Genomic DNA, 21780 nt, shown 5'->3' with positions numbered 1-21780 from the left:
CCGGGGCGGTTTCGCAAGATCATTTTGCGATTTGGGCTCGCCAAACGCCTTTGATAACCCCACATTGGGGTTAGAATCGGCGTTTCCCGGGTCGCCAAGGTGGACGGCGCCGGACGGGCCGGCCGCCATAACTATACCTTGGTTTGCCCCGACTTCTCCGGATTTACGGTTTCGACGGGTTTTGGCAGCCTCTGATCTGCGCGGATTACTGCCGTCGCGCCAACAATAAAACGATTGAACACGAACACTACGCGAGCAACTGAATGTCACCTTCTCCGACCAACAAGATCGCGCTCTTCATCGATGGAGCCAATCTGTACGCGACGGCAAAAACGCTGGGTTTCGATATCGATTACAAGCGCCTGCTAAAGGAATTCCAGAGCCGGGGGACGCTTCTGCGCGCTTTCTACTACACCGCCATCATCGAAGATCAGGAATACTCCTCGATACGTCCGCTGATCGACTGGCTGGACTACAACGGCTACACCGTCGTCACCAAGGCCACCAAGGAATTCATCGACGCCAGCGGCCGCCGCAAGGTCAAGGGCAACATGGATATCGAGCTCGCGGTGGACGCTATGGAACTGGCCGAGCACATCGACCAGATGGTGCTGTTCTCCGGTGACGGCGATTTCCGCTCGCTGGTCGAGGCCGTGCAGCGCCGCGGCGTGCGCGTCACGGTCATCTCGACCATCGCAAGCCAGCCGCCGATGATCGCCGACGAGCTGCGCCGGCAGGCCGACGTCTTCACCGACCTCGTCGAGCTTCAGTCCAAGCTTGGTCGCGACCCGTCCGAACGTCCGGCTCCGCGCGAGCGTGGCGACCGCGAAGCACGTCATCACGCCCCGCAATTCCTCCAGCGCGCGACGACGATGGCGCCGAGGGGCGATGACGACTTCGACGAGTGAAGCGATCCGGTTAAGCCGCCAGGCCCCCACCGTCGTACCCGACCGTGACTGCCCGCTCTGTCCGCGTCTGGTCGCCTTTCGCGAGGCGAACCGGGCGCGTGAGCCGTCCTGGCACAATGCCCCGGTTGCACCCTTTGGCGACGTCAAGGCGCGCCTGCTGATCGTCGGTCTCGCACCGGGGATGCAGGGCGCCAACCGCACGGGGCGCCCGTTCACGGGCGACTATGCCGGTGACCTGCTCTACGCAACGTTGATCGAATACGGATTTGCCAAGGGCACCTATCGGGCGCGGCCCGACGACGGCCTGAAGCTGGTTGATTGCCGGATCGCCAATGCGGTGCACTGCGTACCGCCGCAGAACAAGCCGCTGCCGGCAGAGATCAACACCTGCCGCCGCTTCCTCGCCGCGAACCTCGAGACGATGCCGAACCTGCGTGCCATCGTCGCGCTGGGACGGATTGCGCACGATACCGTGCTCAAGCCGCTGGGCCTGAAGGGCGCGCAGGCGCCGTTCGGTCACGGCGCAGTGCACCAGGCGGGCGCATTCCGACTGTACGACAGCTATCACTGCTCCCGCTACAACACGAACACCGGCGTGCTCACGCCGGACATGTTCCGCAAGGTGTTTGCGAAGGTGAAGGCCGATCTCGACTAGGCCTTCGCCGGATTGGCCTTCAGCCACTCCAGCACATCTCCGGCGTTCCGATCCGGCGGAAACACCGGGTAGAATACGTGCGAGATATTCGTATCATCGATGATCATCGCAAGGCGCTTGATCAGCGTCAGCCCGGCAACCTCCATCGTCGGCAGATTGAGCGCACGGGTCAGTTCGAGCTTCTCGTCTGACAGCACCGGGAACGGCAGGTGCAAGCGCGAGGCCATCTCGGCCTGATAGTCGTTGCTCTGGGTCGAGAGCCCGAACACATGAGACGCGCCGGCCGCCTTCAACTCGGCGAAGAGGTCGCGGAACGCGCAGGTCTGCGGCGTGCAGCCACGCGCGCCGGGGATCATGTCCCAATCGTCGACCAGCGCGATCTTGCCCGGCTCGCCGGTGCGCGGATAGCCGAACACCACGGTACGGCCGCGCAGCGCCGACAGCGTCACTGACGTATCGTCGGTCGCGCGCAGACTGACCGGCGGGATCGTCATGCCCGTCAGATGCGCCGCGCCGCCATCGTCGGTCGGCGCCGGGATCTTGCTCCAGTCGACCTCGAGCAGGTTTCTCTGGTTCATCGTCTCATCCCCTCGCCCGCATCAGCCGGCCCTTCTCCCGGCCCCAGTCACGCTTCTTCTCGCTCTCGCGCTTGTCGTGCAGCTTCTTGCCCTTTGCGACCGCAAGCTGAAGCTTCGCCCGCCCGCGCTCGTTGAAGTAAAGCTTGAGCGGGATCAGCGTCATGCCTTCGCGGTCGACCGCGCCGATCAGCTTGTTGATCTGCCGGCGATGGAGCAGCAGCTTTCGCGGCCGCTTGGGCTCATGGTTGAAGCGGTTGCCCTGGAGATATTCGGGAATGGTGGCGTTGATCAGCCAGATCTCGCCGTTCTTCGAATCGGCGTAGGATTCCGCGATCGTGCTCTTTCCGTTGCGGATCGATTTGACCTCGGTGCCGGTCAGCGCAATGCCCGCCTCGACCGTATCTTCGATGGCGTAGTTGAAACGGGCCTTGCGATTTTCCGCCATGACCTTGATCGGGCGTTCGTTCTTGTCGGCCATGGCGAGTAAACCTGATCGAGATGCGCGCAGACGCTAACAGTTTGGATGAAGCGCACGCTTCAAGACTTCTTGAGGAGATCGCGGATCTCAGTCAGCAGCAGAACTTCGGCGGACGGCTTCGGCGGCTCAGCGGTCTTGGCCTCCTCGCGGCGCTTGAGCTGATTCATGATGCGGATCACGATAAAGAGCGAGAAGGCAACGATGACGAAATTCACCGCCAGCGTGATGAAGTTACCATAGGCCAGCACCGCGCCCTGCTTCTTTGCGTCGGCCAGATTGGTGGCCGTCACCTTCGCCGAGAGCGGAATGAAATAATTTGAGAAATCAAGGCTGCCGATGGCGCCGATGATCGGCATGATGATGTCGTTGACCAGCGAATTGACGATGCCGGAAAAGGCCGCACCGATGACGATGCCGACCGCGAGATCAACGACGTTGCCTCTCATGGCGAAATCGCGAAATTCCTTCAGCATGGGCAAGATCCTTCAGTCATTGGCGAAGAAGGTTAGATCAGCCTAGTTAATCAGGCCGGCATGCACCATGGCGCTGCGCACCGCGACGCGGGTCGGCTCGGAGACCGGCACCATCGGCAGCCGCAAGGTCTCGTCGAGCTTGCCGAGCAGCGACAGCGCGTACTTGATCGGGGCCGGATTGCTCTCGATGAAGAGGTTGTTGTGCAGCGGCATCAACTTGTCGTGCAACTTTAGGGCGGTTGCATGGTCACCCTTCTGCCAGGCGATGTGGAATTCCGAGCACAGGCGCGGCGCAACGTTTGATGTCACCGAGATGCAGCCATGGCCGCCATGCGCCATGTAGCCGAGCACGGTCGCATCCTCGCCCGAGAGCTGGTTGAAGTCCTCGCCGATCGCCGCGCGCTGCTGCGACACCCGCACCATGCTGGCGGTGGCGTCCTTGACGCCCGCGATGTTCTTCAAGTCCCACAGCCGCTTCATCGTGTCGACCGACATGTCGATCACCGAGCGCGGCGGGATGTTGTAGATGATGATCGGAATTCCAATCGCGTCGTTGATCGCCTTGAAGTGCTGGTAGAGCCCTTCCTGCGTCGGCTTGTTATAATAGGGCGTCACCACCAGCACGGCATTGGCGCCCGCCTTCTCGGCGTGCTGGGCGAGCTCGACGGCTTCCTTTGTGGAGTTGGAGCCGGCGCCGGCAATCACGGGCACCCGCCCCTTGGCCTCCTGGATGCACCATTCGACGACCTTCTTGTGCTCGTCATGGCTGAGCGTCGGGCTCTCGCCGGTTGTGCCGACCGGAACCAGGCCGTGGGTGCCCTCGGCGATCTGCCAGTCGACCAGCGAGCGGAACGCGGCCTCGTCCAGCGAGCCGTTTTTGAACGGCGTGACCAAGGCGGTAAACGACCCCCGGAACTTCGTCTTGGCTGCCATGGGCTTCCTCCGTACGCGTGCAGGCCTGAAAATAGGCCTCTTTCATATCGGGTCTAACGAGCCGGTAAAAGGCCCGGTCCAAGGTGACCCACCGTTTAGGCCGCGATTTTGCCGCGGTGATGGTCCAAACACGGCCGCGGTAAGCGGCTGTTGGTATTTTTTCCTCATATTCAATCAAATACAGCTAGGTCTTGAACCTGTTGAACGATTCGGGGCGACGAAACGCCGTGACCTTCTTTCCCCATGCCACGTGGCGATCCGCCGGCCTCGTTATGTGCCTGATGGCGGGGCTATCGGTCGGCTGCGCGACGTTGGCCAAGTCCAATGAGACCACCGCGGACGGGACCAAGGACACAGCGAAACCAGCCGCCAAGGATACCGCGAAGGGACCAGCCAAAGGATCGGCCAAGGGAACGGATAAGGGAACGGATAAGGGAACTAGCAAGGACTCGGCCAAGGGCGGCGTTAGCAAGGGAACGGCTGGCGCACCGGCCAAAGACGCCGCGAAGAAACCTGTCAAGGATGCTGGCAAGGAACCTGCAAAGGACAAGCCCAAGCCTGCGGCCGGGGTACCTGCGCCAAAATCACAGCCGACCGCCAACAGCTCGTCCCGCAAAACGGTACCCGCCCCGGCTGTGACGACTGCCGTCAAACCGATCGCAGCCCCCGTGCTGGCACCAGCAACGCGCCAGCACGCCGCACCACGCAAGCCCGTCACGCCGGCCGCGGTCGCTGCAACCTCGTCGACCTCGCAGGCCGACAAGGACACGCTGGAGAACGTCATCGAGCTCGTGCGCAAGCACAGGCCGGGTGACGCCACCGACAACGCAGCGACGATCTCGGATCCCGTTGCACGAAAACTCGCCGAATGGATCATCCTGCGCAGCGACGACAATGGCACCAGCGTCGAGCGATACCGCGCCTTCATCAGCGCCAATCCGAGCTGGCCGTCGCAGACCTTCCTGCGCCGCCGCCTCGAAGCCGCGCTCTGGGACGACCGGCGTGAGGATCAGGTCGCCTGGTCGTGGTTCGAGAATGAATCCCCAGTCTCCGCCAAGGGCCGCTTCTCGCTCGCCAGGGCGATGCTGGCGCGCGGCGACCGCGCCAATGCCGAGCGCCTCGTGCGCGAGGCCTGGCGGTCCGACCCGATGTCGGAGGAGACGGAGAACAACGCGCTCGACCAGTTCGGCGCGCTGCTCACGCCGGGCGATCAGAAGGCGCGGATGGACACGCTGCTCTATGGCAGCGAGCACGAGGCCGCGCTGCGCGCCGCCAAGCGGCTCGGTGCAGGCTACGTGGCGCTCGCCAAGGCGCGCATCGCCTCCTACAAGAAGGCGCCGAACACGCGCGCCTTGCTCGAAGCCGTGCCGTACGAGCTGCACGGCGATCCCGGCTTCATCTTCAGCAAGATCCAGCTCCTGCGCCGCGAAGAGAAGTTTGCGGAAGCAGCGCAGCTGATGCTGTCGGCGCCGAAGGATCCGAACCGGCTCTATAATCTCGACGAATGGTGGATCGAGCGGCGCCTGATCGCGCGCAAGATGATCGACACGGAGGAATTCCGGAGCGCCTATCTGATCGCGCGCGACGCCGCCCTGCCCTCGCGCGACATCTACAAGACCGAGCAGGAATTCACCGCGGGCTGGATCGCGTTGCGCTTCCTCAATGATCCCGCGACCGCCGCCCAGCACTTTGCCCGCATTGGTGTCGGCAGCGTCAACCCGACCACGCTTGCGCGCGCCGGCTATTGGCAGGGCCGCGCGGCGGAAGCGATGGGCCGCCAGCAGGAGGCACGCAACGCCTATGCACGCGCGGCCGAGCAGTCGACGAGCTATTATGGCCAGCTTGCGCGGGCAAGACTCGGCCTGCCACAGATCGAGCTCAACAGCGCGCCGCGCGGCCGCGGCGCCGAGCGGCTGGAGATCGTGCGCGCGGCGCAACTGCTCTACGAGCTCGACGAGCGCGAGATCGCTGTCCCGATGCTTGCCGACATGGGCGAGAACGGCGACCCCGAAGCGCTTGCCGGTCTCGGCGAGCTGACCCAGCGCTACAGTGACGCCCGCGGCATGCTGCTGGTCGGCAAGGCCGCACTCAACCGCGGGCTGCCTTTCGATTTCTACGCCTATCCGGTCAACGGCATCCCGCAGTTCAGCCAGATCGGGCCCGAGGTCGAGCGCAGCATCGTCTACGCGATCGCGCGGCAGGAAAGCGCGTTCAACCCGGCGGTGGTGTCGCCGGCGCAGGCCTACGGGCTGATGCAGGTGACGCCGGACGCTGCGCGCTACGTCTGCAAGCGACACGGCGCGACCTACGACCTGTCGCGGCTGAAGAACGATTCGGGCTACAACGCCACGCTTGGCGCGGCCGAGCTCGGCGGCCTGCTCGAGGACTACCGCGGCTCCTACATCATGACCTTCGCCGCCTACAATGCCGGCCGCGGCAGCGTGAAGAAGTGGGTCGAGCGCTACGGCGATCCGCGCGAATCCAAGATCGACGCTGTCGACTGGGTCGAGCTGATCCCGTTCTCCGAAACGCGCAACTACGTGCAGCGTATCATGGAGAACCTTCAGGTTTATCGCGCGCGCTTCGGTGGCGGTTCGCGGCTGCAGATTGAAGCAGACCTGCACAGAGGCACGACCGGCAGCGTCGAGTAACTGCTCGACGCCGCGTTGATCGTGTTCCCACCGTTGCGATCAAGCGAATCGTGGCCGCATTCAATGCCTGGGGACGTGCTGCGAACCGGAGGCGCGTCATGTTTCGTGTGATCTGCGCGGTGATATCGATGGCCCTGATCCTGTCAGGTATCGCGACCGGTCGCTCGACGGGGCACGCCAAGCAACGCCTCCACCCGGCTCCCCAGGCCGTCGCGCAGGATCGCTATTGCCTGCAAGGACGACGCTGGGGGTATCCAGGCAACTGCCAGTTTGCCACTTACAGCCAATGCATGGCGACCGCGTCGGGCACGATAGACGCCTGCGGCCTCAACCCCACCTACGCCTTCCAGGAATGGAAGGGACCCAAGTGGTAGCTCGCAGCGAGGCTAGAGCATGATCCGGAAAAGTGTGGAGCGGTTTTCCGAAAAGATCATGCTCACACAACAACCTAAAGTGCGATGACGATTCATCCTAATCTCATCGCGCTTTGGGGGGATACCGGCCAAACGGGCGTTCGTCCGTCACCACGTCCGGGGCGGAGCCAGCCTCCCGGGAGCCGGGGCGAGGCCCGTTGTGGTCGACTGCGACCAGTATGGATTGGCCAGACACATCGCCGATAATCCCGCAGCTGACGCCTTGCACGCCTCCCAGGACGGATAGTTGCAGTACATCGTACTGCTGCCGCCCCACTCCCACTTCTGGAGGCAGACGGGAAATCTGGGATCGAAGCGTTCGGCCATCGCTGGCGCAGGAGCAAAGATCGTGGCGCTGGCCATGATCGCCGCGCCGAGCATACCCATCATCGCTGCTGTCCGAATTGTCCAACTGCTCACCGTGAAATCTCCAACTCCGCTCCTTTCAGCGGAAAGAAGCCGTTACGTTCGAGCGAATATACGCCGCAACACCCTCAAAGAAAAACCCCGGCAGTTTCCCGCCGGGGTTCTCTAGATCGGTCGAAAGATCGATCTTAGAAGTTACGCTGAGCGCGGAGGAGCAGGGCGAGCGAGTCCTGGTCCTTCAGCTCGTATATAGCTGCCGGCTTGGCGGTTGCAGCAAAGGCCGGGAGCGCAATCGTGCCCGAGTACTTCTGGTCCAGATGCGACCAGCTCAGGTCCGCCGTGAACGCCAGGTTCTTCACCGGGGTCCACACGGTGTTGACACCGATGACGGCGAAGTTGAAGTCCGGATTACAGGTCGCAGTGGTACCGAACGCGGCGACGAAGTTGCCGCAAATCAGCGACTTGCCCGTAGTGCCGTACTGCGCTGCGCCGTAGCCACCATAGATGGCGCTCGCCCAGTTCGGGTTCCAGTTGTGGGTATAGCCGCCACGGAAGCCCCAGGTCTTGACGGTATCAATGCCGGTACCGAGACCGAAGACGCCGTCAGCAAGAGCGGCGATACCGATGCTCTGGTAAGCAATGCTACTACCGCCGTACATGAAGAAGGTCTGCGGGAACAAGCTCTGGAAGTTGTAGCGAGTCGCGCCATCCGTGTAGACGGCCTGCAAGTTGATCGAGTCGCCAGGTCCGGTCGGGATGTTCTTGATCGACAACGAACCCTGAACCGCCCAGCCCCACTTGTCGCCGGGGTGGCCGGTGACTTCCGTGGTGCCGTAGTAGCCAGGGTGCATGTTATGCCCAACAACCGACAACTGGGCCAGACCCCAGGCCTGGTCGACGCGGACCGCACCGACGAGATCGGGAACGCGCGTTCCACCCCAATCGTTGACACCGTAGGCGCCAGTCGTGAACCCATTGCCGAAAGCAGTAATAATAGCAGCAGGCGTCCCCGCGCCAAATGTGGTGTTAAAGAGGTTCGACTCGCCACCTGCCGACGTCGTTTCATCCTGCAACGCCACCGAAGCGGTGATGCCCTGACCGAAATCAGCCGTATAAGCGACCTGGTTCACACCGGTGACGTGGTTGGAACCGCCGGGCAGCGTATCGGGACCGCCAGCCGGATAGCTCTGCCACGGCGCGTCGAAGATCGAGACCGTGCGGCCGAACGTGAAGCCAGCGAACTGGATGAACGCATGGTAGAGGCCGAGCGAGGCGGAACCGGTCGAGAATATCGACGGGCTGGTGCCGGTGACCGAGGTCGTATCCCAGGTGAAGACCATATCGGCGTAGGTGCGAACCACGCCATACTCGGTGGCCGTGCGCGTATCGACCGTGAAGTCCATACGGGCGCGGCTGCCCCAGTAGTTCGTCAGACGGTTGTTCGAACCCTGGTTCACCCCGCTCCGGAAACCGTAGTCGCCGCCCCAGGCCCAGGCATCGGCGCGCAGGTAGCCGCCGAACTTGATGCAGGTGTCGGTGCCCGGCATGTAGTAGAATCCGGCACCGTACAGGGAGCAGATCTTCACGTATTCGACCGCTTTGGCCTTCACGGGGAGATCGGCTGCCTGTGCTCCGCCCACGGCGATCAGACCCGCCGCTGAGCCGAGCAAAAGGCTCTTAACCAACTTCATGTTAAACCTCCAAGTTTGCTCTTCAGGGAAGGTCACTGACCGGATGGCCAATTTCCCATTCCCGTTCTAAATCACCGCTTAGCCGCTTCGCGCCTTCGGACACACCCGCATGAACGCGAGGGACTTAAGCGAACCACCTAAAACGGGACGACCTCGGGATGCCCCCCTCCGTCGCCCGGTCACAATTACCGAACGTCCTTGCACACACAACAAAAGAACGCTCCGAACCGGACCTACAAAGCGCGTTTTCCAACGGGTGTTGCACAAATAACACGTGGACGTGATCGCGGCGCTGCCGTAAGTAATTGTTTTCCATATTGTTTTCGAAGTGGCTCCAAATGCCTTCAAATTTCCCGCCTTGAAGCGGCGGGAGCAAAGGCTGTCCGTGATGCGCTTGCGACGCACTGGAATCGGAGAATCGGCAACCGACTCGGAAAGGGTGTCGCAGACCTCATCGCTGCGCCGTCAGAGGACGGAGCTTTCGCGTGCGCGACACCGATTCCTCGGATCAACGGAACAGCAAAGTGTGTGATTTCCCGCTAGGGGCGAGCCACCGCCGGCGGACTTATCTGGACTCTATATATTGTGCGGAGAATTTGCGGGGATTTGCAGCAGGGGCGCCTGGCTCCACGGCTGGCGGAGACGGAGGGATTCGAACCCTCGATAGGCCTTTACAAGCCTATAACGGTTTAGCAAACCGCCGCCTTCAGCCACTCGGCCACGTCTCCGGCTTTGCCGGGTATGCCCGACCCCGCGGCGAGCCGCAAGCGGCAGAATTGAGGCTAGCGGGTTTCTTTACAGATGAAAGCTTTGACAGCGACCGTAGCCAAGGACGAGTCGGGACCGGCTTGATGCCCGGAGCACCGGACGGCCGTCGACGCCCGAGGGTAACCATCGCATCAGTTGGGCGGCATCTATATTGTCGCGCGGGAAATCTCGGCACGAGCGCGGTCGTTTCGTGCCTTGAAGCGCGGGCGGCGCGGCCGTTGTTCTCACCCGCAAAGGCGACTAGAGTTTTTGCACCAGTTCGCCAAAGCACAGACCCGTCATCGGGGTCGGGAAATCCAATCACATGCCGCAGCAAGGCCGCAACAAGGGAGCTTCGGCCCCCTCCTCTCTCCATCCGTCGGCTATTCTGGACCAGGCAATTGCGGCGCACCGTTCGGGCAAACTGTCGGATGCGGAATGGGGCTACACGACCATCCTGAGGGCAAGCAGAACGCATCCCACCGCGCTCCATATGCTGGGGTTGTTGCAGGCCCAGCGCGGCAATTTCGCGGACGCCGAGCCATTGCTCAAGAAGGCTGCCCGCGTCGACTCCGGCAATCCCAACGTTCTTTTCAACTATGCCAACGTGCTGCGTGCACTGGACAAGACGGACGATGCGCTCGCCTTGCTTGCGAAAGTGATTGCCCTGTCGCCTAACTTCGCCGATGCGCATCTCAATCGCGGAGCGATCCTGCTTGCACGGCAGGAGCTTCGCGGCGCCATCGCGGAATTCGATCGCGCCATTGCGATCGCGCCATCGAGCGCAGCATTCGCAAACCGAGGCAGTGCGTTCCATCAGCTCGGTCAGCTCGACGAAGCGCATGATAGTTACCGAAGTGCCGTCGAGCTCGCGCCGTCGAATCCACAATACCATTTCGTCTTGTCTGAGGTTCTTACCCAAATGGGCCGACACGACGAAGCGATCGCAGCGCTCGAAAGAACTGTCGCACTGAACAAGGCTTTCCCATTCGCATTGAGCAAGCTCGTTGGTTCCAGGCAGAGCCGTGCCGACTGGCGCAGTTTCGAACGTGAACAGGCCGCCCTGGACGAGGCCGTCGAATCAGGCGTGGCGATCGATCCCCTCACCTTCCTTCTTGCCTCGTCCTCTCCGGCACACCAATTGACCTGTGCGAAGACATATGTCGCCAACGTCGCCCCGGAGCGAGGTGCAGCGATACCAAGAACGCCGTCGCCGGCTTCCCGGCTGCGGGTCGCGTATGTGTCTGCCGATTTTCGCAATCACGCCACCGCGCATTTGATGGCCGGACTTTTCGAGCAGCACGACCGCGAGCGCTTCGAGATTAGCGCCATCTCCTACGGACCGGATGACGGCAGCAAGATGCGCAACCGCCTGAAGGCAGCATTCGAACGCTTTGAAGACGTCAACCATCTTACCGACGAGGACGTGGTCAAGCTGATACGCCAGCTCGACATCGAGGTCCTCGTCGATCTCGGAGGCTTCACCGCCTTTGCGCGGCCAAAAATCCTCGCGCACCGGCCGGCTCCCATCCAGGTCAACTATCTCGGCTTTCCCGGCACGATGGGCGCCTCATATATCGACTACGTCATGGCCGACCGGATCGTCATCCCCGAAGGCGAGCAGAAGCATTACGCCGAGAAGGTGATTTATCTCCCCGACAGCTATCAGGCGACCGACGCGAGGCGACCGCCCCTGCCGAATGCACCGACCCGGAGCGAGGTCGGACTGCCGGACGATGCATTCGTCTACTGTGCGTTCAACAAAATGTTGAAGATCACGCCCGTGCTGTTCGATGTCTGGATGAGGCTGCTTGCCAAGACCACCGGCAGCGTCCTTTGGCTGTTTGATGGGGGCCAGATCGCCAGCGAGAACCTGAGGCGTGAAGCCGTTGCGCGTGGCATCGCCGCCGAGAGGATCGTGTTCGCCCCACCCGTCGCTATCGACGAACACCTGGCACGCCACCAGCTCGCCGATCTGTTCCTGGACACGTTGCCCTACAACGCCCATACCACGGCCAGCGACGCCCTTTGGGCTGGCCTGCCGGTCCTGACCTGCCTCGGCACCGCCTTTGCGGGACGTGTTGCAGCCAGTCTCCTGAATGCCGTAGGCCTTCCTGAGCTGGTGACGCGATCGCTGGACGAATATGAGGCTTTGGCGCTTCGGATCGCGCACGATCCCGAACTTCGAACCGCCCTCAAGAGCAAGCTGGCGACGCATCGGTCCACTTGGCCTCTCTTCGATACTGCCCGCATGACGCGACATATCGAGAAGGCCTTCACTGAAATGTGGCGCCGACATCGTGCCGGCGAAGCGCCGGCCTCGTTTGCCGTCTAGAAGGTCGCCTCGGCGCAATCGCACCGATCGGTCAAAGTTCGGTTGCCTACCTTGAGTGAGCCGGTCAGTGCATGGTGACCCAGGCCCGCGCCTCACGCTGCGCGGCCGCGATCTCGGCATCCGACATCTGCGCCGCGACTTCCTGGCGATGGGCAATCGCATCCTTGCGGCCCTTCAGCGCCGAGAGGTTGAACCATTTATGCGCGGCGACGAGATCGACGAGGCCGGAGCGGCCGCTCGCCCAATACATCCCCCGCTCGAACAGCACGTCCGACAAAGCGCTCGCGTCGACCGGCGTCGCGGTCTCCAGATCGAAAGTCCCCTGAAACATGTCGCATCCCCTTTATTGTTGTGCCGCCTCGTTCCCCCGAGCGCGGCTCCCGTCCAAACTGTTCAACTCGTCCCAATGCCGTTCCTGCCGGCTTGTTGAGGGCGATCTTGGCGAGCAAATTTGAATGGCAGTTTAAGTATCGCGATGAAGGGGACGTAAACGCGAGGCCACGCGGCACGGCCAGGAAAATGCAAGAAGTCCGGGATTCTCAAGCACTTCTGCGATTCGTCAGACTTCGTTTACCGTCTGGATCTTCGGACGATGATAACCATCACGTGTGGTGAGGTGCGCACGATCATAGCCAAATTCCGGCGTCATCGCCCGGCCCGGGCGATCCAGTATTCCAGAGGCAGTGACGCATACAGAGAAGCCGCGGCGAACTGGATTCCCCGCCTTCGCGGGGAATGACAGTTCAGAGTGTGGGCGTGCTGTCTGACCACGGCGACCGCGAGCCTGTTCGGCTGCTCTGTGGCGACTGGGATGTGAAATTTGAGAAATGAAACGCCGGCGAGGATCCCGGCTACTCGAACGAGGGCGTCGGCGAACACGTCAGGACCAGATTTCATTTTGGCCGCGAGGCTACTCATGAAATTGCGGGGCCGATAAAGGCGAACCGCACCGAACGAAGAAAACTCGTTTCTTCTGCCGGACCGAACCTTGACGAGCAAGCTCGACAAGCATGGATGATCCGACCGTTGACCTGATGTCTCGCCGACACCCTCTATCGCCGATCAGAGCCGAATTGACCGAGACCTGTCCTGCCGAAGGCAAACCAGATCGCGGAAGGCGCTGATGACGTGCCGGCCATCTGAGAGGCCGGCGACTTCAGAAGCGAAGTTACTTCTTCTTCTTCGCGACCTTGCGGGTCTTCTTCGCAGTCTTCTTCACTGCGCTCTTCGCCTTCTTCGCCTTCTTCGCTTTCTTGGCCATGTTGCCCTCCGATGTGTGAGATGGCTTTAATCGCTGCGTGCATTCGGGGATCGAATGCACTTCATCCCGAATACACCAACACGGCGAAAAAAACATCTTCCGGCTTAAGGAAGTGTTGACGCAGCAAAGCGCGCAACTACTTCGCGCTTCGCGCACGCGCTCGACGAGTCGTTCGACCGTCTATGCGGAAAGTGCCTGCCGCATCGACGCCGGCGAAAGCATCGATTGCAAGAAAACCCTATGATGCAAGCTCATTCCGCATTCGCACGTTGCGCGCGATCGACGCTCCGTCGCGCGTTGCGTCTTGCGCGAAGGCGCACGAAACGCGTTTCGCGGACTCTGAGTCGCGAATTTTGGCAACGAAAATATTTTCATGCTTAACGGCGCGATCGCTCGCCGGAGCGTACTCGAAGCCGCCGTTCTGTACGAATCGAAGACGGCGATTCGGTGAGGCTTGGACGGTGCGATCGAGGCGACGCTGGTGTCGCCAGTGCGCGCGACGGATGCGCGAAGGCGGGATTGTGGTGACGGCACGCGCCGTCACCACAAAGGTCAGACGCCGAGCTTGGACTTGAGCAGGTCGTTGACGCTCTGCGGGTTGGCCTTGCCGCCGGACGCCTTCATCACCTGGCCGACGAACCAGCCGAGCGACTGCGGCTTGTCCTTGACCTGTGCCGCCTTGTCGGGATTGGCAGCGATGATGTCGTCGACCACCTTCTCGATCGCCGAGAGGTCGGTGACCTGCTTCATGCCGCGGCTTTCGACGAGCGCGCGCGGATCGCCGCCCTCCTGCCAGACAATCTCGAACAGATCCTTGGCGATCTTTCCGCTGATCGTGCCCTCGCCGATCAGATCGATGATCGCGGCAAGCTGCGAGGACGTGACGGGAGAGCCCGCAATAGCCCGGCCTTCCTTGTTGAGACGGCCGAACAGCTCGTTGATCACCCAGTTCGCCGCCATCTTGCCGTCGCGGGCGCGATTGGCGAGCCTGTCCAGCACGGTCTCGTAGAAGTCAGCGCTTTCGCGCTCGGCGACGAGCACGCTGGCATCATAGGCTGACAGGCCGAAATCGGCGACGAAGCGCATCTTCTTCTGGTCCGGCAGCTCGGGCAGGTTCGCTTTCAGCTCGTCGACGAAGCTTTGCGAGAACTCCAGGGGCAAGAGATCGGGATCGGGGAAGTAGCGGTAGTCGTGCGCCTCTTCCTTCGACCGCATCGAGCGCGTCTCGCCCTTGTTGGGGTCGTAGAGCCGTGTCTCCTGGTCGATCTCGCCGCCGTCCTCGAGGATCTCGATCTGGCGCCGCGCCTCGTACTCGATCGCTTGTCCAATGAAGTTGATCGAGTTCATGTTCTTGATCTCGCAGCGGGTGCCGAGCGGCCCGCCGGGACGACGCACCGAGACGTTGACGTCGGCGCGCAGGTTTCCCTTCTCCATGTCGCCGTCGCAGGTGCCGAGATAGCGCAGGATCGAGCGCAGCTTGGTCACATAGGCCTTGGCCTGCTCGGCGTCGCGGATGTCCGGTTTTGAGACGATCTCCATCAGCGCCACACCCGAGCGGTTGAGATCGACATAGGACATCGTCGGCGACTGGTCGTGCATTAACTTGCCGGCATCCTGCTCCAGATGCAGCCGCTCGATGCCGACGTTGACGCTGCGGCCGCCGTCGAGCTCGACAAGCACCTCGCCCTCACCCACGACCGGCGACTTGTACTGGCTGATCTGATAGCCCTGTGGCAGGTCGGGATAGAAATAGTTTTTTCGGTCGAACACCGAGCGCAGATTGATCTTCGCGTTCAGCCCGAGCCCGGTCCGGACAGCCTGTCTGACGCATTCCTCGTTGATGACGGGCAGCATGCCGGGCATCGCCGCGTCGACCAGCGACACATGCGTGTTCGGCTCGCCGCCGAACGCGGTGGACGCGCCCGAGAACAGTTTTGAGTTCGACGTCACCTGGGCGTGGATCTCCATGCCGATGACCATCTCCCAGTCGCCGGTTGAGCCCTTCAGAAGCTTGTGCGTGGCCGTGCTCATGTCGTGCTCCCGAGCAGCGTGGCAGCGATGCGCTCCCACTCCGCCTGCAATGAATCCTTCGCGGCCGGCTGGCCCGCCTGGCGATACCAGTAGCCGGCATTGCCGAGATCGCCTTCGACGCGATGCAGATAGGCATGCACCCAGGCGGCATCGCGGCTGTCCTCGTCCTGGACGATCTTGTGCGCCTTGTCCCAGTCGCCCTTGGCGGCCCACCAGAGCCCTGCGAGCGGCGCGCTGAGGTTCGGCGCAGGCGCTGCGCCGTCGAGGCTGGCGATGTACGCCGCCATGTTCACCACCACCTCGCGGGCGTGAAGCGGCCGGCGGCCTGCTCGATCACTTCGCCGAGCGAGAACAGCGTCTCCTCGTCGAAGGGACGCCCGATCAGTTGCAGGCCGAGCGGCAGGCCCTGCGCGTCCTTGCCCGCCGGCACGGCGATGCCGGGCAGGCCCGCCATGTTCACTGTCACCGTGAAGATGTCGTTGAGGTACATCTCGACCGGATCGGCGCCACCCTTCTCGCCAATGCCGAAGGCGGCCGACGGTGTCGCCGGCGTGAGGATCGCGTCGACGCCCTTGGCGAAGCAATCCTCAAAATCCTTCTTGATCAGAGTGCGCACTTTCTGCGCGCGCAGATAATAGGCGTCGTAATAGCCGGCCGAGAGCACGTAGGTGCCGATCATGACGCGGCGCTTCACTTCCGCGCCAAAGCCTTCGGCGCGCGTGTTCTCGTACATCTCGATGATGTTGCGTCCCTGCTCGCGCAGGCCGTAGCGCACGCCGTCATAGCGCGCGAGGTTGGACGAGGCTTCCGCCGGCGCGACGATGTAATAGGCCGGCAGCGCGTATTTGGTGTGCGGCAGCGACACCTCGACGAGCTCGGCGCCGGCCGCTTTCAGCCAGGCCGCGCCCGCTTCCCAAAGCTTTTCGATCTCGGCCGGCATGCCGTCGAGGCGATATTCCTTGGGAATGCCGATCTTCATGCCCTTCACGGACTTGCCGACCGCGGCTTCGTAGTCCGGCACGGCGCGGTCAACGGACGTCGTGTCCTTCGGATCGTGGCCCGCCATCGAGCGTAGCAGCATCGCGCAATCGCGCACGCTGCGCGCGATCGGACCTGCCTGATCGAGTGAGGATGCAAAGGCGACGATGCCCCAGCGCGAGCAGCGGCCATAGGTCGGCTTGATGCCGACGGTCGCGGTGAACGCTGCCGGCTGGCGGATCGAACCGCCGGTATCGGTTGCAGTCGCGCCCATGCAGAGCAGCGCTGCAACGGCCGAGGCGGAGCCGCCGGACGAGCCGCCCGGCACCAGCGTCGTGTTGGAGCCCTCGCGCCGCCACGGATTGCCGACCGGACCGAAGCAGGAGGTCTCGTTCGACGAGCCCATCGCGAACTCGTCGTTGTTGAGCTTGCCGAGCATGACCGCACCGTCGCGCCAGAGCTGCGAGGTGATGGTCGACTCGTAGGTCGGCACGAAATTGCCGAGAATCTTCGAGCAGGCCGTAGTGCGCACGCCCTTTGTCGCAAACAGGTCCTTGATGCCGAGCGGAATGCCGGCGAGCGGGCCGGCATCACCCCTGGCGATCTTGCTATCGACTTCACGCGCCATGGCGCGCGCCTGGTCGGGCGTCTCCAGGACGAAGGCGTTGAGCGCACGTGCAGCTTCCATCGCGCTCAGATGCGCGTCGGTCAGCTCGAGCGACGTGAATGTCTTGTCGGCGAGACCCTTGCGGGCCTCGGCGAGCGTCAGCGATGTCAAATTGGTCATTTATTGATCGGGCTACAGAAGAACGGAGACAGGGTCTTGTCGTTGGCCGGGTCGTCTTTCTTGGTGGACGCACTCGCCGCCGCCTCGAGCTGGTCGAGCACGGCATTGACGGCCACGTTGGGATCGGCAGCCTTGCCCTGCCGCTCCATCGCGTCGAGATAGTTCATATAGGCCTGATAGGCCTTCTCATCGTCGCATAGCAGGCACATCGAACAGCGTCCTGAACTAGAAACTCACTCTACGACTTTCGGCACCAGGAAAAAGTGACCTTCGGTCGCTGGCGCATTGGCAACGATATCGTCGGCGATCTCGCCGTCCTTGATGACGTCCTGACGCTTCTTCATCTCCATCGGAGTCACGGACGTCATGGGATCGACGCCCTCGACATTGACCTCCGAGAGCTGCTCGACGAAGGCAAGCATGGCGTTGAGCTCGCCCTGGAGATGCGGAACCTCGTCATCGGAAACCGCAATGCGCGCGAGATGCGCGATGCGGCGGACGGTAGCGGCGTCAACGGACATAATATAAGGCCTCGAACGGCAGAAATCAGGTCTGCCGTATAGCAGAGGCCGGTTTTGCGCCGCAACCGGCGCTGGGCGCATGATCCGGAAAAGTGCGCAGCGGTTTTCCGAAAGATCATGCGCAAACAATAGCCTAAAGCGCGATGACGATCCTCCTGGATCTCATCGGGCCTAGCCGGCCAGCGCTTTCAGGCGGGCCTGCGCGGATTTGGCCAGATCCCGGGTCAATTCGGCCGCTTGTATCTCGCGCCCCATACCGATGGCCTGCCCGGCCCAGAGATTGGTGAAATCCACCCTGCCTTGCTTCTCGGCTGCCGCCTTCAACGGCCCCAGCGCGGTCGCGGCATGGGGAAAGGCCGGCGCGTCCGGCGAAATCGGGCCGGCTTCGCGCATCAGGCGGTTCTGCACGCCGCGCGCCGGCCGCCCGGTCATCACATTGGTGATGACCGTGGAATCGTCCCGCGCCTCGGCGAGCGCCTTGCGACCGCCGGCGCTGACCTTGGATTCCGGGCAGCGCAAATAGGCACTGCCGATCTGCACGCCGGCCGCGCCAAGCGCGAAGGCGGCCGCGATACCGCGCCCATCCGCGATACCGCCGCAGGCGATCACCGGCACCCTGACGGCATCGACCACCTGCGGCACCAGCGCGAAGGTGCCGGGCTGCTCCGAGATATTCTCAGTGAGGAACATGCCGCGATGGCCGCCCGCCTCGGCGCCCTGCGCGATCACGGCATCGACGCCGTGCTGCTCCAGCCAGACCGCTTCCTTCACGGTGGTAGCGGAGGAAATCACGAGGCAGCCAGCCGCCTTGACGCGCTTCAGCAGCGCCTCCGCCGGCAGGCCGAAATGGAAGCTGACGACTTCCGGCTTCAGCTCCTCGACGACCTCGCAGAACGCCGCATCGAACGGCGCGCGGTTGGCGGCATTGATGGGCGCCGCCGGATCGAGACCATGCTCTTTGTAATAGCCCGTGAGCCGCTGCTTCCAGCGCGCATCGGCCTCGGCCGTGAGTTCGAGAGGCTTGTGGCAGAAGAAGTTCATATTCACCGGCGCAGCGACACGCTGACGAATGAGATTGACCTGCTCGCGCGCCTTCTCTGCCGACAGCATCGCGCATGGCAGCGAGCCCAGCGCACCGCCTTGCGCAGCCGCGATCACGAGCTCCGCATCCATCACGCCAGCCATCGGCGCCAGCACGATCGGGAATTCGGTCTTGAAGAGGTTGATCAGTCGACGGTCAGGCCACATGGTTGTTCTCTCTTGTTTAAGCAGCAGAAGCGACCGAGTTGCGCCGGCCGGCCAGCAGCTGCTCGGCCTCCGTCGCGATCCGCTCGACGATTTCGGCCGCCGGCGGAATATCATGGATCAGGCCGACCGCCTCGCCCGCGATCACAGCGGCGACATCGAAATTGCCGCTCGCCTTTGCGGCGGCATAATCGGCCGCAACCTTGGCGACATTCTGCATCAATTCGACCTCGCGGCCCATCCAGCGCTGGGCGTGATCGTTGATCAGGCACCGCCCGGTAAACGGCGCCGGCCAGACATTGTTGCGGGAGAGATCGAAAACGATGCCGCGCACGGTCGAGCCGCTCGTTGCATCACAGATGCGCCGCTTCGCCTCATCCGCGCCGTCGGCCTCCTGGCTCGCATAAAAGCGCGTGCCGAGCAGCACGCCGCTTGCGCCCAGCATCATCATGGCGGCGAGCCCGCGCCCGTCGGCGATGCCGCCGGCCGCGACCACCGGCACGCGACCCGCCGCGAGATCGACGATAGCAGGCACGAGGTCGACGGTGGTACGGGATGCGCCATGGCCGCCTGCTTCGGTGCCTTGCGCGACGAGAACGTCCGCGCCGGCATCGAGCGCCTGTCGCGCCATGGCCTCGTCCTGCACCTGGCAGATCAGCCGCGCGCCGGCAGATTTGATCTTTGACGCGAATGGCGCGGGATCGCCGAACGAGAGCATGATAGCGTTGGGGCGCGCTGCGAGCGCGATGTCGAGAAGTTCAGGGCGCCTGGCGAGGCTCCAGGTGATGAAGCCGATACCGAACGGCGCGCGCAGCGCGTTCAGCTTCGCCGTCTCCTGCTCCAGCCAAGCCCTCTCGCCATAGCCGCCCCCCAGAACACCAAAGCCACCGGCGCGGCTCACCGCCGTCACCAGGCTGCTTCCCGCGATGATATCCATCGGAGCAAGCAGGATCGGGTGCTCGATGCCGAGCAGCGTGGTCAGTGGTGTGGTGATCGACATGGCTCCTCCCGTATGGACAGCAAGGCTAAGTGGGAATAGCATTCTCGAAAATTGAATTCTTGCGAACGCTGCCATCTCTAAAACGAAACGACGCCATGGAACTCAGCGATATCAAGACCTTCGCCGCGGTAGCCCGCACCGGCGGCATCACCCGCGCCGCCGAAGAACTCAACACCGTGCAATCGAATGTCACCCAGCGGATCAAGGCGCTGGAGTCCGAAATCGGCACGCCGTTGTTCGAGCGCCACAGCCGCGGCATGACGCTGACCGGCGCCGGCAAGAGGCTTTTGCCTTACGCGCAACGGATGGCGGCGCTCTCGCGCGAGGCCGTGCTCGCCGCGCGCGATGACGGCGAGCCCAAGGGTCCGCTCGCGATCGGCTCTATGGAGACGACCGCCGCCGTGCGCCTGCCGCCGTTGCTCGCCGATTACCATCGCCGCTTCCCCGCCGTGCGGCTGAGCCTGCGCACCGCGACATCAGCCGATCTCGTCGCCACCGTGCTCGATGGCGCACTCGACGGCGCCTTCGTCGCGGGTCCCATCGAACATGTCGATCTCACTGCCGTCAGCGCATTCCGCGAGGAGCTCGTGCTGGTCAGCGCGCGCCGCTGGGCATCACTGAAGGAGCTGCGCGCCGGCACGCCGGAATCCGGGCCGACGGCGCTGGTGTTCCGCACCGGCTGCACCTATCGCCAGCGGCTCGAGCAGATCTTCGTCGAGTTCGGCTGGCCGTCGGCCGCGCGCTTCGAGCTCGGCACGCTCGACGGTATGATCGGCTGCGTCGCCGCCGACATGGGCGTGACGCTGCTGCCGCGCGCGGTGGTCGATCGCAGCGCGATGATCGACAACGTGTCGGTCCACACGCTTCCCGCAGCCTACGCGCGCGTCGAGACGCTGTTCATCCAGCGTCGCGCCGGCCACCAGTACAGCGCGCTAAAGGGGTTTGTGTCCTGCCTGAACAGGGATGACGAGGTCATCGCGGCCTGAGCGACCAACGCCGAAGCGCTACGACTGCCCAGATCGCCTCCACCACGCCGAACGGCCAGGCGCCTTGCAGGAAACCATAGGCCGAGCCGAGCGCACAGGATGCGGCGAACAGCATCACGAACCAATGGCTGCGATCGTCCAGCGCATAGCAGACCAGCATCGCCGTCACCGCGAACAGGCCGAATAGGGTCAGCGCATCCATTGTTCTCGGTTCACTCCGCAGCGCTTCGCATGGTATGCGCTAACGCCATGCCGGCTCCTATCCTACCTCTCATCGACGCTGCAACCCACTGGCCCGCGCGCGGTGCGCTGATCGGGCTCGATCTCGGCACCAAGACGATCGGCGTTGCCGTCTCCGATCCGGACCGGCGGCTCGCGACCGGCGTCGAGACCATCCAGCGCAAGGCGTTCAAGCAGGACGCCGCGCGCCTGCTCGCCATCGCCGCAGAGCGCAAGGCAGTCGGCTTCGTGCTCGGGCTGCCCATCAACATGGACGGCAGCGAGGGCCCGCGCGCGCAATCGACCCGCGCCTTCGCCCGCAATCTCGCCGGCCTCACGGCACTGCCGATCGGCCTGTGGGACGAGCGCCTCTCGACCTCGGCCGTCGAGCGCGAGCTGATCGGCATGGACGTCAGCCGCGCCAAACGCGCCGAGGTGATCGACGAGCACGCCGCGATCTTCATCCTGCAAGGCGCGCTCGATCGCCTCGCCAATCTTCGCACGGCCTCGGGGACGGACTGACC

23 protein-coding genes and 1 tRNA gene are annotated in these 21780 nt (G+C 63.2%); 8 read left to right on the top strand and 16 right to left on the bottom strand.

Translation table 11 applies throughout. The features are described 5' to 3' along the window. Window positions 1-263: 263 nt before the first annotated feature. Together SO156_RS04545 and SO156_RS04540 are read left to right on the top strand one after the other, a co-directional pair. A complete protein-coding gene (locus tag SO156_RS04545) occupies window positions 264-908 on the top strand; it encodes a LabA-like NYN domain-containing protein (RefSeq protein ID WP_254095709.1) in 645 nt (214 codons plus the stop codon). Further along, window positions 889-1563, top strand: coding sequence for a uracil-DNA glycosylase (locus tag SO156_RS04540; protein WP_458143173.1), 675 nt, complete (start codon window positions 889-891; stop codon window positions 1561-1563). Before SO156_RS04545 ends, SO156_RS04540 begins: the two co-directional genes overlap by 20 nt. Here the strand turns inward: SO156_RS04540 and SO156_RS04535 are convergent. The 4 genes from SO156_RS04535 to dapA are packed head-to-tail and all read right to left on the bottom strand — an operon-like array spanning window position 1560 to window position 4025. Next, complete coding sequence (locus SO156_RS04535) at window positions 1560-2141, bottom strand: peroxiredoxin (RefSeq protein WP_498533986.1); 582 nt, start codon at window positions 2139-2141, stop codon at window positions 1560-1562. The two genes, SO156_RS04540 and SO156_RS04535, sit on opposite strands and share 4 nt — an antisense overlap. A gap of 4 nt (window positions 2142-2145) precedes the next feature. Beyond that, on the bottom strand, window positions 2146-2619 hold the full coding sequence (gene smpB, locus SO156_RS04530) for an SsrA-binding protein SmpB (protein ID WP_449380856.1): 474 nt from the start codon (window positions 2617-2619) through the stop codon (window positions 2146-2148). A 59-nt stretch (window positions 2620-2678) separates the two neighbouring features. Further along, window positions 2679-3092 carry a large conductance mechanosensitive channel protein MscL gene (gene mscL, locus SO156_RS04525; protein WP_458143169.1) on the bottom strand — a complete coding sequence of 138 codons (414 nt, stop codon included), beginning with the start codon at window positions 3090-3092 and terminating at the stop codon, window positions 2679-2681. A 42-nt stretch (window positions 3093-3134) separates the two neighbouring features. Continuing rightward, complete coding sequence (gene dapA / locus SO156_RS04520) at window positions 3135-4025, bottom strand: 4-hydroxy-tetrahydrodipicolinate synthase (protein WP_498533985.1); 891 nt, start codon at window positions 4023-4025, stop codon at window positions 3135-3137. A 281-nt stretch (window positions 4026-4306) separates the two neighbouring features. Here dapA and SO156_RS04515 point away from each other — a divergent pair, with 281 nt between their 5' ends. Together SO156_RS04515 and SO156_RS04510 are read left to right on the top strand one after the other, a co-directional pair. Then, entirely contained in the window at window positions 4307-6676 is a 2370-nt protein-coding gene (locus tag SO156_RS04515; RefSeq protein WP_498534052.1) for a transglycosylase SLT domain-containing protein, read from the top strand. 98 nt (window positions 6677-6774) lie between these two features. Continuing rightward, window positions 6775-7050, top strand: coding sequence for a DUF3551 domain-containing protein (locus SO156_RS04510; RefSeq protein ID WP_498533984.1), 276 nt, complete (start codon window positions 6775-6777; stop codon window positions 7048-7050). A gap of 147 nt (window positions 7051-7197) precedes the next feature. On the opposite strand, the gene SO156_RS04505 is transcribed toward SO156_RS04510, so the two are convergent. Continuing rightward, window positions 7198-7416, bottom strand: coding sequence for a DUF3551 domain-containing protein (locus SO156_RS04505; RefSeq protein WP_458143210.1), 219 nt, complete (start codon window positions 7414-7416; stop codon window positions 7198-7200). Between SO156_RS04505 and SO156_RS04500 the strand changes: the two genes are divergently transcribed. Further along, a complete protein-coding gene (locus SO156_RS04500) occupies window positions 7337-7624 on the top strand; it encodes a hypothetical protein (protein ID WP_458143216.1) in 288 nt (95 codons plus the stop codon). The genes SO156_RS04505 and SO156_RS04500 overlap by 80 nt on opposite strands. 19 nt (window positions 7625-7643) lie before the next feature. Here the strand turns inward: SO156_RS04500 and SO156_RS04495 are convergent, their stop codons facing one another. Both SO156_RS04495 and SO156_RS04490 read right to left on the bottom strand, forming a co-directional pair. Next, window positions 7644-9146 carry a porin gene (locus tag SO156_RS04495; protein WP_498533983.1) on the bottom strand — a complete coding sequence of 501 codons (1503 nt, stop codon included), beginning with the start codon at window positions 9144-9146 and terminating at the stop codon, window positions 7644-7646. A 634-nt stretch (window positions 9147-9780) separates the two neighbouring features. Further along, window positions 9781-9874: transfer RNA gene (locus tag SO156_RS04490), tRNA-Ser, on the bottom strand. 344 nt (window positions 9875-10218) lie between these two features. Here SO156_RS04490 and SO156_RS04485 point away from each other — a divergent pair. After that, window positions 10219-12228 carry an O-linked N-acetylglucosamine transferase, SPINDLY family protein gene (locus SO156_RS04485; RefSeq protein ID WP_498533982.1) on the top strand — a complete coding sequence of 670 codons (2010 nt, stop codon included), beginning with the start codon at window positions 10219-10221 and terminating at the stop codon, window positions 12226-12228. Between the two features lie 64 nt (window positions 12229-12292). On the opposite strand, the gene SO156_RS04480 is transcribed toward SO156_RS04485, so the two are convergent. From SO156_RS04480 to SO156_RS04445, 8 genes are all read right to left on the bottom strand, one after another. Then, window positions 12293-12559 (bottom strand): hypothetical protein, encoded by a 267-nt coding sequence (locus SO156_RS04480; RefSeq protein WP_498533981.1) that lies wholly within the window; start codon window positions 12557-12559, stop codon window positions 12293-12295. 1482 nt (window positions 12560-14041) lie between these two features. Further along, window positions 14042-15520, bottom strand: a complete 1479-nt coding sequence (gene gatB, locus SO156_RS04475; protein WP_498533980.1) for an Asp-tRNA(Asn)/Glu-tRNA(Gln) amidotransferase subunit GatB — start codon at window positions 15518-15520, stop codon at window positions 14042-14044. Beyond that, on the bottom strand, window positions 15517-15807 hold the full coding sequence (locus SO156_RS04470) for a hypothetical protein (RefSeq protein WP_498533979.1): 291 nt from the start codon (window positions 15805-15807) through the stop codon (window positions 15517-15519). The genes gatB and SO156_RS04470 overlap by 4 nt, the downstream gene beginning before the upstream one ends. A gap of 2 nt (window positions 15808-15809) precedes the next feature. Beyond that, window positions 15810-17285, bottom strand: a complete 1476-nt coding sequence (gene gatA, locus SO156_RS04465; RefSeq protein ID WP_498533978.1) for an Asp-tRNA(Asn)/Glu-tRNA(Gln) amidotransferase subunit GatA — start codon at window positions 17283-17285, stop codon at window positions 15810-15812. Further along, entirely contained in the window at window positions 17282-17494 is a 213-nt protein-coding gene (locus SO156_RS04460) for a hypothetical protein (protein ID WP_458143125.1), read from the bottom strand. Before SO156_RS04460 ends, gatA begins: the two co-directional genes overlap by 4 nt. Window positions 17495-17518: 24 nt before the next feature. Then, window positions 17519-17806: an Asp-tRNA(Asn)/Glu-tRNA(Gln) amidotransferase subunit GatC gene (gatC, locus tag SO156_RS04455; protein WP_458143123.1), complete on the bottom strand. Its 288-nt coding sequence runs from the start codon at window positions 17804-17806 to the stop codon at window positions 17519-17521. Between the two features lie 171 nt (window positions 17807-17977). Next, window positions 17978-19054 carry an NAD(P)H-dependent flavin oxidoreductase gene (locus tag SO156_RS04450; RefSeq protein WP_498533977.1) on the bottom strand — a complete coding sequence of 359 codons (1077 nt, stop codon included), beginning with the start codon at window positions 19052-19054 and terminating at the stop codon, window positions 17978-17980. 16 nt (window positions 19055-19070) lie between these two features. Then, the gene (locus tag SO156_RS04445) at window positions 19071-20093 is read right to left on the bottom strand and encodes an NAD(P)H-dependent flavin oxidoreductase (RefSeq protein ID WP_498533976.1); all 1023 of its coding nucleotides are present in this window, start codon (window positions 20091-20093) and stop codon (window positions 19071-19073) included. Window positions 20094-20146: 53 nt separating this feature from the next. Between SO156_RS04445 and SO156_RS04440 the strand changes: the two genes are divergently transcribed. Further along, entirely contained in the window at window positions 20147-21037 is an 891-nt protein-coding gene (locus tag SO156_RS04440) for a LysR family transcriptional regulator (RefSeq protein ID WP_498533975.1), read from the top strand. Here the strand turns inward: SO156_RS04440 and SO156_RS04435 are convergent. Further along, the gene (locus SO156_RS04435) at window positions 21024-21239 is read right to left on the bottom strand and encodes a hypothetical protein (protein WP_498533974.1); all 216 of its coding nucleotides are present in this window, start codon (window positions 21237-21239) and stop codon (window positions 21024-21026) included. The two genes, SO156_RS04440 and SO156_RS04435, sit on opposite strands and share 14 nt — an antisense overlap. A gap of 47 nt (window positions 21240-21286) precedes the next feature. Here SO156_RS04435 and ruvX point away from each other — a divergent pair, with 47 nt between their 5' ends. Further along, complete coding sequence (ruvX, locus tag SO156_RS04430; RefSeq protein ID WP_498533973.1) at window positions 21287-21778, top strand: Holliday junction resolvase RuvX; 492 nt, start codon at window positions 21287-21289, stop codon at window positions 21776-21778. The last annotated feature ends 2 nt before the right edge of the window (window positions 21779-21780 follow it).

This window comes from Bradyrhizobium sp. UFLA05-125 (assembly GCF_059803515.1).
The sequence above is the reverse complement of the archived record's forward strand: the minus strand, read 5'-3'. Positions and strand labels throughout refer to the sequence as shown.

Excerpts from the sequence above, each read along its gene's own strand:
- SO156_RS04545 (WP_254095709.1), top strand. The coding sequence starts at position 264 with ATGTCACCTTCTCCGACCAACAAGATCGCGCTCTTCATCGATGGAGCC.
- SO156_RS04540 (WP_458143173.1), top strand. The coding sequence starts at position 889 with ATGACGACTTCGACGAGTGAAGCGATCCGGTTAAGCCGCCAGGCCCCC.
- SO156_RS04535 (WP_498533986.1), bottom strand. The coding sequence starts at position 2,141 with ATGAACCAGAGAAACCTGCTCGAGGTCGACTGGAGCAAGATCCCGGCG.
- smpB (WP_449380856.1), bottom strand. The coding sequence starts at position 2,619 with ATGGCCGACAAGAACGAACGCCCGATCAAGGTCATGGCGGAAAATCGC.
- mscL (WP_458143169.1), bottom strand. The coding sequence starts at position 3,092 with ATGCTGAAGGAATTTCGCGATTTCGCCATGAGAGGCAACGTCGTTGAT.
- dapA (WP_498533985.1), bottom strand. The coding sequence starts at position 4,025 with ATGGCAGCCAAGACGAAGTTCCGGGGGTCGTTTACCGCCTTGGTCACG.
- SO156_RS04515 (WP_498534052.1), top strand. The coding sequence starts at position 4,307 with ATGGCGGGGCTATCGGTCGGCTGCGCGACGTTGGCCAAGTCCAATGAG.
- SO156_RS04510 (WP_498533984.1), top strand. The coding sequence starts at position 6,775 with ATGTTTCGTGTGATCTGCGCGGTGATATCGATGGCCCTGATCCTGTCA.
- SO156_RS04505 (WP_458143210.1), bottom strand. The coding sequence starts at position 7,416 with ATGGCCGAACGCTTCGATCCCAGATTTCCCGTCTGCCTCCAGAAGTGG.
- SO156_RS04495 (WP_498533983.1), bottom strand. The coding sequence starts at position 9,146 with ATGAAGTTGGTTAAGAGCCTTTTGCTCGGCTCAGCGGCGGGTCTGATC.
- SO156_RS04485 (WP_498533982.1), top strand. The coding sequence starts at position 10,219 with ATGCCGCAGCAAGGCCGCAACAAGGGAGCTTCGGCCCCCTCCTCTCTC.
- SO156_RS04480 (WP_498533981.1), bottom strand. The coding sequence starts at position 12,559 with ATGTTTCAGGGGACTTTCGATCTGGAGACCGCGACGCCGGTCGACGCG.
- gatB (WP_498533980.1), bottom strand. The coding sequence starts at position 15,520 with ATGAGCACGGCCACGCACAAGCTTCTGAAGGGCTCAACCGGCGACTGG.
- SO156_RS04470 (WP_498533979.1), bottom strand. The coding sequence starts at position 15,807 with ATGGCGGCGTACATCGCCAGCCTCGACGGCGCAGCGCCTGCGCCGAAC.
- gatA (WP_498533978.1), bottom strand. The coding sequence starts at position 17,285 with ATGACCAATTTGACATCGCTGACGCTCGCCGAGGCCCGCAAGGGTCTC.
- SO156_RS04460 (WP_458143125.1), bottom strand. The coding sequence starts at position 17,494 with ATGTGCCTGCTATGCGACGATGAGAAGGCCTATCAGGCCTATATGAAC.
- gatC (WP_458143123.1), bottom strand. The coding sequence starts at position 17,806 with ATGTCCGTTGACGCCGCTACCGTCCGCCGCATCGCGCATCTCGCGCGC.
- SO156_RS04450 (WP_498533977.1), bottom strand. The coding sequence starts at position 19,054 with ATGTGGCCTGACCGTCGACTGATCAACCTCTTCAAGACCGAATTCCCG.
- SO156_RS04445 (WP_498533976.1), bottom strand. The coding sequence starts at position 20,093 with ATGCTATTCCCACTTAGCCTTGCTGTCCATACGGGAGGAGCCATGTCG.
- SO156_RS04440 (WP_498533975.1), top strand. The coding sequence starts at position 20,147 with ATGGAACTCAGCGATATCAAGACCTTCGCCGCGGTAGCCCGCACCGGC.
- SO156_RS04435 (WP_498533974.1), bottom strand. The coding sequence starts at position 21,239 with ATGGATGCGCTGACCCTATTCGGCCTGTTCGCGGTGACGGCGATGCTG.
- ruvX (WP_498533973.1), top strand. The coding sequence starts at position 21,287 with ATGCCGGCTCCTATCCTACCTCTCATCGACGCTGCAACCCACTGGCCC.